We start from the raw sequence: 13,943 nt of genomic DNA on the forward strand, positions 1-13,943 counted from the left end.
AAACCGGGTGCGGACGCCCGGCGCGGTGGTGTGTGATCGGGGCGTGGCGATCGAGTTGGGCGAGCCGGGGGTCGACGAGCTGAGCGAGGCCGTGGGCGTGCTGCGGGAGTGGCAGCACGACGCGGCGCCGATGCAACTGCATCCGGGGGACCTGGGCTGGTTCTGGCGGTTCGGCGCGGAGGCGACGGCCGCGGCGGTCCGGACCTGGAGCCGGGACGGCCGGATTCTCGCCGTCGGGCTGCTGGACGAGCCCAAGCTGTTGCGGCTCACGATCGCGCCGGACGCCCAGCGGGACGAGGAGCTGGCGCGGCAGCTGGTCGCGGACCTGACCGAGCCGGAGCGCGGCGTGCTGATCGCGGGGAAGGTGTGCGTCGAGGCGCCGATGGGCGTCCTGGTTCAGGATCTCCTGTTCGAGGACGGCTGGAACGCCGACGAGCCGTGGACACCGCTGCGCCGCGACCTGACCGAGCCGGTGCCGGACCCCGGCGTGCGGATCGAGGTGATCGGGCCGGAGCAGGCGCGGGTGCGGGCCGCCGTGCAGCGGGCATCGTTCGACAGGTCGACGTTCACGGAGGAGCACTGGCACGCGATGGCGGCCGGACTGCCCTACGCCGACGCCCGGTGCCTGGTCGCGTACGACGACCAGGGCAACGCGGTGGCGGCGGTGACGGTGTGGTCGGCCGGTCCGGGGAAGCCCGGGGTGCTCGAGCCGATGGGCGTGCACCGGGAACAGCGCGGCCGCGGCTACGGCAAGGCGATCACCGTCGCCGCGGCGGCCGCGCTCCAGGAGCTTGGCGCGTCGAGCGCGATGGTCTGCACCCCGAGCTTCAATGTCGGCGCCGTCGCCACCTACCAGTCAGCCGGTTTCCAGCAACTCCCGGAGAGGCGGGACCTGTGCCGGGCCGCCTAAGCGTTCCCCAGCCACCACAACCGGCTGGCGTCCCGGGCGATCGTGGCCAGCAGCACGCCCCGGCCCCAGGGCGGCTGGTCCGCCACGGCCACCGCGATGCCCCGGCTTTCTTCGGGAAGCGTGAGTTCCCGCCAGTTCCCGCACCGCCGGTCGGTGGACCACAACCGCGCCCGGCCGTTCGCGGTGGCGGCCACCAGTAGCCGATCGCCGTCGGCCACCAGCCCGGCGACTTCCGGCAACTGGCTCCCCGTCATCGCTGGTTCGCCGCTGACCGGTGCGCCCCAGGCGTCGCCGGGCCCGCTCTGCCAGCACACGAATCGCTGCGTCCCGCCGTCCGGCCCGTCGTACCGGACCGTCACGCCGACGGCGACGCAGCCCGCGGTGTCGCACGCGATCCGCTCGGCGCTGGTGTTCGCCGCACCCTCGGGCACCCCGAGCGGTGCCCGCCGCCAGCCGCGGCCGTCCACCGAACTCCAGGCCAGCGGATCGGTCCGCGGTGAACCGCTTCCGGCGCCGCGGACCTCGCCGACCGCCACCAGTTCCGCGCCCCGCCCCGCGGCGCCCCGCATGCTGGTCTGCCCATCCGGGGTGCTCTGCAGCGCGGGCTCGTCCACGCGCGCCCACTCGCGGCCGTCGGGCGAGGTCCACGCCGAGGCTCCCGGTCCGCCCCGCTCGTGGTCCCACTGACCCACCAGCAACGCACCGGACGACGTGGCCGCCGACGCGGTGACCGCCATGGCTCGCGGACCGCCGAGCAGCTCGACCGGCTGCGGATACTCGACGAGCCCGCTCGCCGCGCCGGACCAGATCGTCAGCCGGGGGTTTCCGTGCGCCCCGCCGAACGCCTGCCCGAGCGCGAGGATCCGCTCGCCGCTCACCGCGGGGAGGGTCAGCTCGGCCTGCCGCCCATAGCCGCTGCTCGCCTGGAGCGGGACCGCTCGCCATCCGGCACCGGGCGACCCGAGCCAGGCGCCGGGCGCGCGACCGTCCGCACCGGGAACCGAGCCGACCGCCAGCAGGTCGCCGCCGAGCCGCGCGAAGCCCAGCACCCGAGCTTGCGGGGCCGGTGCGTCGACCGGTCGCCAGCCCCCTGGCACTGGATCGGGTCCGCGCGGCGTGCCGCAGGCGGCACCGGCGACCGCGGCCACCACCGCCGCGATCACCGCGAGCGCCCGGCTCAGGGGAGTTTCCCGATTCCGCTCAGGAGCGTGCTGTGCACCAGGTGGAAGGCGTCCCGCGGCGCGAGCGTGCCGTGCCGGATCCCGTCGGCCGTCGCCGACACGAGTGCGCCCAAGGCGTAGCCGTACCACCGGTGGGGAAGGTCCCGCCGGACCGCGCCTTCTTCGCGTGCCCGGTCGAAGAAGTTGGACAGCCGATCTTCGAGTTCCTCGCCCCGGGCCACGTAGTCGGGATCGTCGAGGAGTTCGGGCAGGAGTTTCATCAGGCTCAGCAACTCGCCGACTTCGAGCATGCCTTCCACGAGCGCGGAGAGCGCCTTCTCCGGCGGGGCGGTCTCCAGTTCGGCCTTGTCCATCGCGGTGCCCAGGTCCTCGATCGTGCGCTGGGCCAGGGCCCGCACGAGCGCTTCCCGGGTCGGGAACGAGCGGTACAGCGTCGACCTGCTCACGTTCGCCGAAGTGGCGACTTCGGAGAGCGAGGCGCCGGGATTGCGGGCGAGGGCGCGCCCGGCCAGCTGCAGGAGATCCGGCGGCGTCCTCGGCATGGTCGAAAGTGTTGCGTTTGAAACAACCCTGGTCAAGGTGGGACGTTTCGGCACTCCTGCCCCGGGTAACTTTTCCTTGCCGGATCAAGGACTCCGGGTCACCTCCGGTGCGCCAGGCGGATGCCGTGTCATGGGCGGCATGGACAGGAGCATGATCCGGTGGAGCGTCCCGATACCGATGCGGGACGGGATTCGGTTGCGCGGTGACCTCTGGCTGCCCGGATCGGCCGAGCCCGCGCCGGTGATCATTTACCGCACCCCGTACGGCCGCGCCGGAATGGACGGGTACGAGGCGCTGCGTCCGGTCGACGCGGCTCGCGCCGGTTATGCCGTGCTCGTGCAGGACACGCGCGGATGCTTCGAATCCGAGGGCGAGGCCCGCCCGGCGATGTGGGACCAGGAGGGACGGGACACCTACGACACCGTCGAATGGGCGGCCGGACAACCGTGGTGCGACGGGAACGCGGGGATGGCCGGCGCCTCCTATCCGGGCATGGTGCAGTGGGCCGGGGCGGGGCTGCGGCCGCCGCATCTTCGCGCCATCGCCCCGATGATGGCCACCGACGGGCCGCTCGACCGCGCGGAGACCGGCGGAGCGATCCGGCTCGACCACTACCTCGGCTGGGCCGCGCTGATGGCGCTTTCCTGGATGCGCAGGGAGGAACGGCACGGGCGCGAGATCGATCCCGAATCCCTGGCCCGGGCCGCGGCCTTGCTCGACGACACTTCGCCCCGGACGGCGCTTTTCGATTTGCGCGCGGCATTGCGGATCGACGGATCCCCGTACGATCTGACGCGCCACGTGCTGGTCGATTCCCTTGACACTCCGGTGTTCCCGTTGCCGGACATCAGCATTCCGACGCTGCTGGTCGCCGGATTCTTCGACGTGTTCTCCGCCGCGACGATCCGCTTGCACCAGCGGATGACCGAGCTGCACGGGGAAGGCGACCGGCACCGGTTGATCATCGGCCCCTGGGCGCACGCGGGCGGGCTGCCCAACACCCAGGGCACGCTGAACTTCGGGGTCACCAGTTCCGGGGTCGCCTCCGGCCTGCCCGCGAAACACCTCGCGTTCTTCGATCACTACCTGCGCGGGCGCCCGGGTGAGCGGGAAACGCGCGTCGAGTACTTCCTCATGGGCGCGCGCCGCTGGCGCACGGCCACGAGCTGGCCGCCACCGGGGACAACCCGGCGACGCCTGTACCTGCACGGCCGCGGTGACGCGCGCGACGAGGTTTCCGGCCGCCTCGCGGAGAATCCGGCCCCGGCCGGTGATCCGCCGGAGAACTACGGGTATGACCCGCACGATCCGGCGCCCAGTCACGGCGGCCGCCTGCTGGCCACCGGCGATCTGGTCGGCGGCCCGTTGGACCAGCACCACCTGCTCCGGCGCGCGGACGTGCTCGCCTACACCACGGCCCCGCTCGGCGGAGCCCTGGATGTGATCGGACCGGTCGAACTGCGGCTGCGGGTGGCCAGTTCGGCCCCGGACACCGATTTCGCCGCCAAACTCGTCGACGTCACCCCGGACGGGCGGTGGATCCTTGTCTGCGACGGTTTGCTGCGGGCCCGCTACCGGGCGGGTTTCGAACGGGAGATACCGCTGCGGCCGGGCGAACCGACCGCGCTGACCGTGGACCTGGGGCACACCGCCTGGCGATTCCGCGCCGGGCACCGGCTCGGCGTGCTGATCACGAGCAGCAGCTTTCCGCATCTCGACCGGAACACGAATACCGGCAACGCGATCGGCACCGACGACCGGGCCGAGATCGCGCGGCAGACGGTCTTTCATGCCGGGGACCTCCAATCGTATTTGCGCTTCAGCGTGGACGGGCAGGCGCCGAGCACGGTGTGACGGCGCTGAAGACTTCAAAGCCCGGGAATTCACAAAGGGGATGCAACGGCGCCGGAGAGCCCGGCGCGGACCATGCTTCGACCCTACCACAGATTCGAACTGATGTTCGAGCAGATTGATTGGGAGCGTTGCGGCCGGACCACTGGGTACCGCCGGTCACCCAGGAAGGCGCGAGCGAGTACTCCAGGACGACTCCCCGCGGCGGTACCCGTCAGTAACTTCGGGATCATGACCGGAGCAGTCTGGAGCACCAGCGGGATCGAAATCGTCGGCCTGGGCCGCTACTTTCCAGGTCAACCCATCGCCAACGAAGACCTCGTGCCCACCAACACCACGCCCATCGAACAACAGGTCCTCGGCGTCGGCGGGGTCCGCACCAGGCATCGCTGCGCCGACGACCAGGACCTCGCCGACCTCGCCACGGAAGCCGTCAACCACGCGCTCTCCGACGCCGGGATCGACGGTTCCGAGGTCGACGTGCTCATGCTCAGCAACTGGACGGATCGTTGGTGCGCCCCGGAATGGGGTGCGCTCGTCGCCACCCGGGTCGGCGCCGAGCACGCCATGGGGTTCGATCTCTGCGGTGGCTGCGCGGGATTCGTGCAGGGCGTGCACACGGCGGCCATGTTCCTCAGCTCGCCCGCGCACTACGAAACCGCGGTCGTCGCCTCGGCCGAACGGTTCAGCCGCCGCGTGCGCCCCGGGTCGAAGGGCGAACTCGTGGTCAGTGACGGGGCCGGGGCGGCCGTGCTCCGCCGCACCGGGACCTCCGGATTGATCGACTCCGCCTTCCACAGCAACGGCGAACTTTCCCACATGAGCACGGTGCATCCGGGCAACGGCTGGGTGCGCAGCCAGCCCGAGCTGAACGACGTCGCCGTGAAGCACGTCCTCATCGCGGTGAAGGACCTCTTGGCGCGCAACGACATCACCCCGGACGACATCGACTGGGTCGTCCCGCATTCGGCGACCGAACCGTTCAACCAGGCGCTTCGCGCGGAACTCGGCATCGATCCGGACAAGATCGTGAACAACCTGGCCACCCGGGGGAACCTGTCCAGCGCCTCGATCCCCACCACGCTCTCCGAATACGTCGAGCGCGGGACGCTGCAACGCGGCGATCTGGTGCTCTCCCCATCCCTCGGCGGTGGCGTCTGGTGTTACGGCGGTCTGCTCTACCGGCTCTGACTCAGGGAGTGAACACAGTGGACACACGGGACACCATGCTCACCGGCGTCGGGTTCTGCCTGCCGGGCAGCGGCGGGTTGTGCGCGAGCCGCAAACAGTTCTGGGACGCGATCTCCACCGGGCAGAGCTTCCTCGACCAGGGCGACCTCTACTTCGGCTCGATCGACGCCGATCTGGTCGCCCAGGCCGCCGAGCGGCTGCCCGATCTTTCGCTCCGCTACCTCGAGGCGTATTCGCGAACCCAGCTCTACGGACTGATCGCGATGGCGCAGGCCTGCCAGGACGCCGGGCTCGCCCCGCACCGCGGCGACCTCGCCGAAGCCACCGTGCTGACCGCGCGCCACGGGCTGGACACCTGCTTCGAGATCCAGCAGGACGCCGTCGAGGCCGACGCCGACGCGCTCACCCAGCCGCAGGCGCGCCGGTTGATCTCCCGCACGCTGCTGTCCGGGTCCACAATGGACGTGAGCGGGGCGCAGATCTCGGTGCTCAACACCACCGGCGGCAGCATGTCGGTCGCGGTCGGCTGCGCCTCCACCGGGGTGCTCGTCGGCGTGGCGCACCGGATGCTGCGCACCGGCGAAGCCGATCTGGTCGTGCTCACCGGCGCCGATCACTACTACGTCGACCGGCTCCAGGAGTTCGGCCCCGTTTCGGCGAAGGCCGCGGAGGGCAGCGGCCACGCGACCGACGCCACCTACCACCGGCCGATGCGGCCCTACGACGCCCGCACCACCGGCGCGAACATCGGCAACGGCGCGGTCACCCTGATCCTGGAAACCCGCGAGCACGCCGACGCGCGAGGCGCGGATCCGATCGCCCGGGTGCTGGCGCAGAGCACCCGGCGCAGCCCGCAGGCCAGCGCCCTCGCGGTCGATCCGGACGGCATCGGCCCCGCGCTCGCGATGCGCGACGCGTTGCGGCAAGCCGGAATCACCCCGGACGAGGTCGACTACCTCAACGGCGGCGCCGAAGGGGACGCGATCTTCCACCGGGTCGAGACGAACGCGCTGCGGCAGGTCCTCGGCGAACGCGTGGCCGGATTCCCGGTGAGCGACCAGGAAGCCGCGTTCGGGCACAGCGGCGCCCCGCTCGGCGCGCTGGGGGTCGCGGCCACCGGCCTGATGATCGCGAACCAGGAGATCTGCCCGGCGACCGGCTGCGAACAACCCGATCCGGCGTGCGGTTTCGACGTGGTGACCGGGAATTCGCCCCGGCCCGCGCGGATCCGGCACGCGTTGAGCACCAACTACGGCATCGGAATGGTGTCCAGCGCGGTCGTCCTGGGCGGTGCCCGATGACCGGGCGGATCGCGGCCGCCGGGGCGATGCGCACCTCCTCGCTGCACCTGTGCGCGCCGGTGGTCGAGGTCGACGCGGCCAAGAGCGGGCTCGCGGGCGAGGCGGTGACCGGGCTGCTCCGCGACGCCGGGTTCACCACCGCGGCCGCCGGGAACGGGACCCGCCTCGACCACGGCGCGTTCTGCGCGATCCAGCTCGGCAATGCCGCCCTCGGCGCGAGCGGGAGCTGCCGCGGCCTGCGGCGCTCGGTGGTGGCCGAGGCCGCGAGCCGGATGGCCAAACGCGGCGGCGGCCGGATCGTCCTGGTGACCGACGCGAACCCGTGGCCCGCCGCGGGGGCCAACGTCGACCAGTCCGCGCGGCAGATCGCCGATCTGCACTGGTGGCAGCAACTCGCCGCGCGGGTGGCGCGCTACGGCGTGCGGATGAACACGGTCCGGATCGGCTACTCGCCCTTCCTCGGGCACGCGTTGTCGCAGCCGTCCGAGGCGGATCTGTTCGCACACCAGGTGATCCGGCGCCCGGTCACCGAGACCGACCTCGCCTGCGCGCTCACCCTGCTGTTCAGCAAGGGGATGAACGGCATGGTCGGCGAGGTGCTCCCGCTCGACGGCGGGGTCGATTCGGTCCTGGTCCCGGTGTCCGCGCCGGGGACGGTCCGCGCGGACTTCTCGACCGTGCCGCCGGCGAATCCGTGGCCGCTGACCGGGCGCACGATCATGATCACCGGGGCGAGCAGCGGAATCGGCGCGGAGACCGCGATCGAACTGGCCCGGCGCGGGGCCGATCTCGTGCTCACCGCCCGGCGGCAGCGCGAACTGGACCAGATCGCCGGGGCCGTGCGCGAACACCTGGGCACCCGGGTGTGGACGCTGTCCGCGGACCTCGCCGACCGGGAAACCCCGGCGCTGCTGGCGAAGCAGGCGTTCGACGAGGCCGGGATGGTGCACGACCTGGTGTACGCCGCGGGCATCCTCACCCGCGACGAACCGGGGGCGGACAGCCGCCCGCACCGCGAGCGCAGTTTCCGGGTGAACACCCTGTCCTACGCGGATCTCGCGGAGGAGTTCGCGGCGCGCTGGGTGGAGCGGAAGCACCGCGGGTCGATCGTCGGGGTCTCCTCGGTCAGCGCCCAGTCCGCCCCGGTGCCCCAGGTGTACAGCTACGGCTCCAGCAAGGCCGCGATGGCGCAGCTCGGCTCGCATCTGGCGGTGACCCTGGCCCGGTACCGGATCCGGGTCAACTCGGTGCTGCCGGGCATCGTCCGCACACCGATGACCGACGCCCAGGATCCCGCGTTCGTCTCGGCCTCGCTGCGGCGCATCCCCGCGCTGCGCCTGTGCGAACCGGAGGACATCGCGGCGGCGATCGGTTACCTGGTCAGCCCCGCCGCGTCCTACCTGACCGGGGCGCAGCTGCGGGTGTGCGGCGGCTCGGCGACCCTGCGGACCCTGCCCGCGCTCGGCAAGCGGAAATCGCCGGAAGGCGTCGAACTGACCGCGTAAGGAAAGGAAATCGATGGCGGAGAACCTCGCCGGGAAACATGTGCTCGTGTCCGGAGCTTCCTCGGGAATCGGCGCTGCCGTCGCCGCCGCGCTCGCCGACGAGGGGGCGCGCGTCACCGTGGTGGGCAGGCGCGCCGACCGGCTGGCCGCCGTCGCGGCGTCGATCCGGGACGCGGGCGGGGTGGCGCACGGCGTGCCCGCGGATCTGAGCGATCCGGAGGCGCCCGAGCGGATCGTCGCGTCGGCCGAGACCGAACTCGGACCGGTCGACGTGCTGGTGAACAACGCGGCGGTGGCCCGGTCCGGCCCGCTCGCCGACCTGCGGCCGCGGCACTGGAACGTGGCGGTGCAGGTGAACCTGACCGCGCCGCTGCGGCTGGCGCAGCTCGTGGTCCCCGGGATGCGCGCCCGCGGATACGGCTGGGTGCTCAACATCGGCTCGGTGGGCGGGCTCCGGCCGATGCCGCGGACCGGGCCGTACTCGGTGACCAAGAGCGCGTTGCACTTCATGACCGCGGTGCTGGACGAGGAGAACCGGGATCGCGGCGTCCGGGCGGTCTGCCTGTGCCCGGGCTGGGTGCGCACGGAGATGCCGCTGGACCCCGAACTCGCCGGGGTGCCCGCCGAGGCCCTGCTCGAACCGGAGGACCTGGCCGAGGCCGTGCGGTGGGTGGTCACCCGGCCCGCGCGGATGACGCTGGGGCCGATCGTGCCCGTGGTGCCCTCGGATCCGCGGACTTCGGTCGAGCGGGTGTGGTTCGACCGGTTGGCGCAGAGCCATGCCTGAGCTGGGTGAAGTCGGGTCGCCGGAAATCCCGGGCGTGGAGCAGTGCGTGCTCGGCGCGGTGCTCGAGCGGCGTGCCCGCGAACATCCGGAGCGGACGTATGCGGTGTTCGCGGACGGAACGCGGTGGAGCTACGCGCGGGCGTGGGACGCCGCCGAGCGCGCGGCGTGCGGACTGCGCGGGCTCGGGGTGGACCGCGGCGACCGGGTGCTGGTGTGGGCGGGCAACGGGCCGGAACTGCTCGCCACCTGGTTCGGCAGCAACCTGCTCGGCGCGGTGTTCACCCCGCTCAACACGGCGTACCGGGGATCCCTGCTGCGCCACGCGATCGAGCTGTCCGGCGCCCGGGTCCTGGTGGCGGAGGCGTCGCTGACCGCGCGCCTGGAACGGGACGGCCTGGGCCGCCTTGAGCACATCGTCGTGCTGGACGAGGGAACCGGGGCGGCGGCCGTCGCCGAGCTGGCGCACGATCTGCACCTGCTCCTCGGGCCGCGCGTGCACGACAGCGGGCTGCTGGCAGGCGAGGTGCGCGACCGGGCGTGGCCGCGGGTTCGGCCCTGGGACACCCAGGCGGTGGTGTTCACCTCGGGCACCACGGGGCCGTCGAAGGCGGTGCTCTGTTCCTACGTCCAGCAGTACACCACGATCAGCGCGGGTTTCGGGGGACACCTGTCCGCCGAGGACCGGTACCTGGTCAACCTCCCGCTGTTCCACGCCGCGGGCACGCTCGCCTCCTACGCGATGCTGCTGGTGGGCGGCTCGATCGCGGTGACCGGACGGTTCGACACGAACGACTTCCTCCGCACCGTGCGGAGGTTCGACGTGACGACCTGCACGCTGCTCGGGGCCATGGTGAACTTCCTGACCGGGCGGCCACCGTCCACTGAGGACAAAAGGCACCGGCTGCGCACGGTGTGCGTGATCCCGTTGCAGTCCGAGGCGTTCGAATTCCAGCAGCGGTACGGCGTGCCCACGGTGTACACCGTCTACAACATGACGGAGATCTCGGCCCCGCTGGTCTCGCGGGACAATCCGGACCGGGCCGGGCTCTGCGGGCGGCCGCGGCCCGGGGTCGAGGTCCGGCTGGTCGACCCGGACGACGTCGAGGTCGCGCCGGGCGAGGTCGGCGAGCTGATCGTCCGGACGAACCGCCCGTGGTCGATGAGCCACGGCTACCTGGGCATGCCGGAGGCGACCGCCGCGGCGTGGCGGAACGGCTGGTTCCACACCGGCGACTGCTTCCGGGTCGACGAGGCCGGGGATTTCTCCTTCGTCGATCGGCGCAAGGACGCGATCCGGCGGCGCGGCGAGAACATCTCGTCGTTCGAAGTGGAATGCGCGCTCGGCGAACACGGCGCGATCCGCGAGGCCGCGGTGGTCGGCGTGCCGAGCGAGCACGGCGAGGAGGAGGTGCTCGCGCTGGTCGAACCGGTGACCGGGGCGAGCGTCGACGAGGCCGAGCTGATCGAGTTCCTGCGGCCGCGGCTGCCGCATTTCATGATCCCGCGCTACCTCCGCGTGGTCGGGGAACTCCCGCGCACGCCGACGAACAAGGTGCGCAAGGACGTGCTCCGGGCGCGGGGCCTGGACCCCGGGGCCTGGGACCGGGAAGCCGCCGGAATCACCGTGAAAAGGGACCGGGTGTCATGACGGCGACGCAGACCGCGCCGGTGCTGGTCCGGCGGGCGGGGGACGCGGTGATCCTGGTGCTCAACCGGGAGCCCCGGCTCAACTGCCTCGACCGGCCGATGGCCGAAGCCCTGCTGGGCGAGGTGCTCGCCGCCGCGCGCGACCGTTCGGTGCGCGCGATCGCCCTCACCGGGACCGGGCGGGCCTTCTGCGCCGGGGACGACATCGCGGGCGGGATCGGCTGCCGCCGCGGGGATTTCGGGCAGGCGCCGGTGTGCACGGTCACCGAGATGCACCTGTACCTGCCGATCTGCGAGGCGTTGCTGACCGCGCCGAAACCGGTGCTCGCCGGGATCAACGGGCTGTGCGCCGGGGCCGGTACGGAGATCGCGTGCGCGGCCGACTACCGCCTCGCGTCGGCGCGCGCGGGGCTCGGGGCGATGACGTTGCAGGTCGCGTATGCGGCGAACGTCGCCATGCTGGGCCGGGTGGTCGGCCCGGCGCGGGCGACCGAGCTGTTCCTGACCGGGCGGACGGTCCCCGCCCCGCAGGCGGCCGCGATGGGGCTGGTGGACGAGGTGGTCGAGCACGAATCGTTCGACGACCGGTTCGCCGGACTCGCCGCCCGGTTCGCGAGCCTGCCGACCGCGGCGGTCGCGTTGTTCAAGGACCTGCGGGAGCGGACCTGGGACCAGCCGGCGGTGTACGCGTTGCGGCTGCAGGACCGGACGCACCACCGGAACCACGTCGAGGTCGCCGACGGGGACGAGGGCATCCGCGCCTTTCTGAACGGCACTCCGCCGGTGTTCACCGGCCGGTAGGAAGGGAGCTTTCATGGCTGCGCGGGTGGTCGACATCTGCGGGTTGTGGTACGACCGGGATTGCTGGCGGTACTTCTTCACCGAACTCGACGCCATCGCGCCGATGTACTTCCGGCGGTTCGCCCGGGTCATCGCGGAGAAGTTCGGGGTGCCGCTGGAGGAGTTCCAGTTCGTCCTGGACCGGCACGGGCCCCGGGACGTGACCGAACTGCTCGTCTCGGGCGTGCCGGAAGACGGGGATCCGTTGCGGCACCGGGCCGAACTCGCCGTGGCCGGGGTGGGGTACGAGGTCGTCCACTCGATGGTGGGGCGGTTGCCGGACGGCACGTCGATCAACGACCGGATCGCCGATCTCGCCGACCGGGGTGGCAAGGAGATCCTGGCGTGGGCCGGAATCGGCCTGGCGGACGTGCCGGAGGCGGTCGCGGAGATCCGGCGGTGCGCGGACGCGGGGATGAAGGGGATCTCGATTTCGCCGTTCGTGCACGGGATCTCGCCCAGCGCACCGGAGTGCCGGCCGGTTTTCGACACCGCGGCGGACCTGGGGTTGCCGGTGTGGATCCACAACGGCGGCAACTTCTGCCAGGGGCAGCCGATGGACCTGAGCTCGTGGCGGGACCTGGATCTCCTGGCCGGTCGGTACCCGGGTCTGGTGCTGATCGCGGGACATTCGGGATGGCCGTGGATCCTGGAGATGGTGGCGGTCGCGCAGCGGCATCCCGGGGTGTACATCGACATTTCCACGCATCGGCCGCGGCGGATGGCGCGGGCCGGTTCGGGGTTTGAGCCGTTGTTGCGGTACGGGACGACGACCGTGCGGGACAAGGTGCTGTTCGGCAGCGGCGGGCCGTGGGTGCATTCGGTTTCGCTGGCCGAACTGGTGGGGGAGGTGGTCGGGCTGGGGCTGGACGGCGAGACGACCGAGGCGTGGCTCGGCGGGAACGCGGTGCGGTTGCTGGGCGTCGATGGGTGAGCTCGAGGACTGCGCGCGGCGCGCGAGGGCGGGCGACCCCTGGGCGTGGGAGTGCCTGCTGCGCGTGGTGCGGGAGCGGGTTTTCCGTTGGTGTGAGCGGAAGCTGGCCGGGCGGCGGCTCGGCGGTCACACCGTCGACGACGTGGTTCAGGAGATCTGCCTCGGCGTGGTGCAGGCGGTCCGGGACGGCGGCATCGGCGAAGAACCGATCCTGACGGTGACCGAGCGGATCGCCGAACGGAAGGTCACGGGGTTCTTGTTGCGGGCGGGCAGGGATCGGGCGGTCGTGGTCGGGCAGGTGCCGGAGCGGGCCGATCCCGGCGCGGGCCCGGAGGAGCTGGCGGTGCGGGCGGAGGAAGGGCGGATGCTGTGGTCGGTGCTGGGGGCGTTGTCCACCCGGCGGCGGCAGATCCTGGTGCTCCGGGTGGTGCGCGGCCTTTCCGCGATGGAGACCGGGGAACTGCTCGGGTTGACCGCGGGAACCGTGCGCGTGGTCCAGCACCGGGCGTTGTGCCGCGTGCGGGAGCTGGTGGGGCGGCGCTTCAGGGGGCTGGCGCTGGACCGGTCGTCTGGTGTGCCGTATTCGACGGTGATCCGTAGTAGAAAGCGCGCACTCGGTAGGACGCCGACTTCTCCGTCGGCAGGGTGATCAGCCCGGTGGAATTGACGTCCGGGTCCAGGACCGCGGCCGGGCTGAAGTCCGGTGAGCCGGTCGGCCTGATTTCGAGGAGGTAGCCGTCCTCGTCGGTGGCGTGGTCGGTCCAGGTGAACCGGATTCCGTTGGCGTGCATGACGGTGGCCCGGAAATCGGCCGGGGCCGCGCCGGGATCGCCGGTGCGGACCGAGGCCTGGTTCGCGGGAGCGGCGGGCAGCCGCTGGGGGCTGGCCCATTCGTGGTCGTTCCGCTGGTCGGTTTCGGTGAAATCGCCGGGTGGCAGGGTGCGGTCCACCGGGGGCGAGGCGGGGCCGAAGACCGGGCGGGTCCGGTAGTAGAACGGGGTTTCCGGCAGGAGATCGGGGTGGGTGTAGGTGGTTGTGGCGGGTGGGAGGAAGCGCAGGATCGTGTAGTCGCCCCCGGGCTCGGTGGCGAATTCGACGGTCTGGGTGGCCGTACCGGGCGGGGGTGGCGTCCAGCTCAGGATTATGTCGGTGGGGGTGCTTAGGGTGGCGGTGAGCCGAGGGGCCGGTTCGGCCGGGGCAGGAGAGCAGGCGGTCAGGAGGAGGGCGGTGATGAGGATGGTGGGTTTCACGGC

At 72.0% G+C, this 13,943-nt stretch carries 13 protein-coding genes; 10 read left to right on the forward strand and 3 right to left on the reverse strand.

Annotated elements, in window-relative coordinates; all coding sequences use genetic code 11:
* The first annotated feature begins 43 nt into the window (after window positions 1-43).
* Window positions 44-910 carry a GNAT family N-acetyltransferase gene (locus tag FXO23_RS08630; protein ID WP_158882675.1) on the forward strand — a complete coding sequence of 289 codons (867 nt, stop codon included), beginning with the start codon at window positions 44-46 and terminating at the stop codon, window positions 908-910.
* Here FXO23_RS08630 and FXO23_RS08635 read toward each other — a convergent pair.
* Both FXO23_RS08635 and FXO23_RS08640 read right to left on the reverse strand, forming a co-directional pair.
* Window positions 907-2,073, reverse strand: a complete 1,167-nt coding sequence (locus FXO23_RS08635; RefSeq protein WP_158882677.1) for a hypothetical protein — start codon at window positions 2,071-2,073, stop codon at window positions 907-909. The genes FXO23_RS08630 and FXO23_RS08635 overlap by 4 nt on opposite strands.
* Before the next feature lie 14 nt (window positions 2,074-2,087).
* Complete coding sequence (locus tag FXO23_RS08640) at window positions 2,088-2,633, reverse strand: TetR/AcrR family transcriptional regulator (RefSeq protein WP_158882679.1); 546 nt, start codon at window positions 2,631-2,633, stop codon at window positions 2,088-2,090.
* A gap of 139 nt (window positions 2,634-2,772) precedes the next feature.
* Here FXO23_RS08640 and FXO23_RS08645 point away from each other — a divergent pair, with 139 nt between their 5' ends.
* The 9 genes from FXO23_RS08645 (at window position 2,773) to FXO23_RS08685 (ending at window position 13,339) form a co-directional block, all read left to right on the forward strand.
* A complete protein-coding gene (locus FXO23_RS08645; protein ID WP_158882681.1) occupies window positions 2,773-4,488 on the forward strand; it encodes a CocE/NonD family hydrolase in 1,716 nt (571 codons plus the stop codon).
* A gap of 228 nt (window positions 4,489-4,716) precedes the next feature.
* Entirely contained in the window at window positions 4,717-5,676 is a 960-nt protein-coding gene (locus FXO23_RS08650) for a ketoacyl-ACP synthase III (protein ID WP_158882683.1), read from the forward strand.
* A gap of 17 nt (window positions 5,677-5,693) precedes the next feature.
* Window positions 5,694-6,977 (forward strand): beta-ketoacyl synthase N-terminal-like domain-containing protein, encoded by a 1,284-nt coding sequence (locus FXO23_RS08655; RefSeq protein ID WP_158882685.1) that lies wholly within the window; start codon window positions 5,694-5,696, stop codon window positions 6,975-6,977.
* Entirely contained in the window at window positions 6,974-8,482 is a 1,509-nt protein-coding gene (locus FXO23_RS08660; protein WP_158882687.1) for an SDR family NAD(P)-dependent oxidoreductase, read from the forward strand. Before FXO23_RS08655 ends, FXO23_RS08660 begins: the two co-directional genes overlap by 4 nt.
* Window positions 8,483-8,495: 13 nt before the next feature.
* On the forward strand, window positions 8,496-9,269 hold the full coding sequence (locus FXO23_RS08665; RefSeq protein ID WP_158882689.1) for an SDR family NAD(P)-dependent oxidoreductase: 774 nt from the start codon (window positions 8,496-8,498) through the stop codon (window positions 9,267-9,269).
* Entirely contained in the window at window positions 9,262-10,917 is a 1,656-nt protein-coding gene (locus FXO23_RS08670) for an AMP-binding protein (RefSeq protein ID WP_158882691.1), read from the forward strand. The genes FXO23_RS08665 and FXO23_RS08670 overlap by 8 nt, the downstream gene beginning before the upstream one ends.
* Window positions 10,914-11,717: an enoyl-CoA hydratase/isomerase family protein gene (locus tag FXO23_RS08675; RefSeq protein ID WP_158882693.1), complete on the forward strand. Its 804-nt coding sequence runs from the start codon at window positions 10,914-10,916 to the stop codon at window positions 11,715-11,717. The genes FXO23_RS08670 and FXO23_RS08675 overlap by 4 nt, the downstream gene beginning before the upstream one ends.
* Window positions 11,718-11,730: 13 nt before the next feature.
* Window positions 11,731-12,690 carry an amidohydrolase family protein gene (locus FXO23_RS08680; RefSeq protein ID WP_158882695.1) on the forward strand — a complete coding sequence of 320 codons (960 nt, stop codon included), beginning with the start codon at window positions 11,731-11,733 and terminating at the stop codon, window positions 12,688-12,690.
* Window positions 12,683-13,339, forward strand: a complete 657-nt coding sequence (locus tag FXO23_RS08685; protein ID WP_158882697.1) for a sigma-70 family RNA polymerase sigma factor — start codon at window positions 12,683-12,685, stop codon at window positions 13,337-13,339. Before FXO23_RS08680 ends, FXO23_RS08685 begins: the two co-directional genes overlap by 8 nt.
* Here the strand turns inward: FXO23_RS08685 and FXO23_RS08690 are convergent.
* Window positions 13,233-13,940, reverse strand: coding sequence for a fibronectin type III domain-containing protein (locus FXO23_RS08690; protein WP_246257049.1), 708 nt, complete (start codon window positions 13,938-13,940; stop codon window positions 13,233-13,235). The two genes, FXO23_RS08685 and FXO23_RS08690, sit on opposite strands and share 107 nt — an antisense overlap.
* Between the last annotated feature and the right edge of the window lie 3 nt (window positions 13,941-13,943).

The organism is Amycolatopsis anabasis (assembly GCF_009765355.1).
GTDB lineage: Bacteria > Actinomycetota > Actinomycetes > Mycobacteriales > Pseudonocardiaceae > Amycolatopsis > Amycolatopsis anabasis.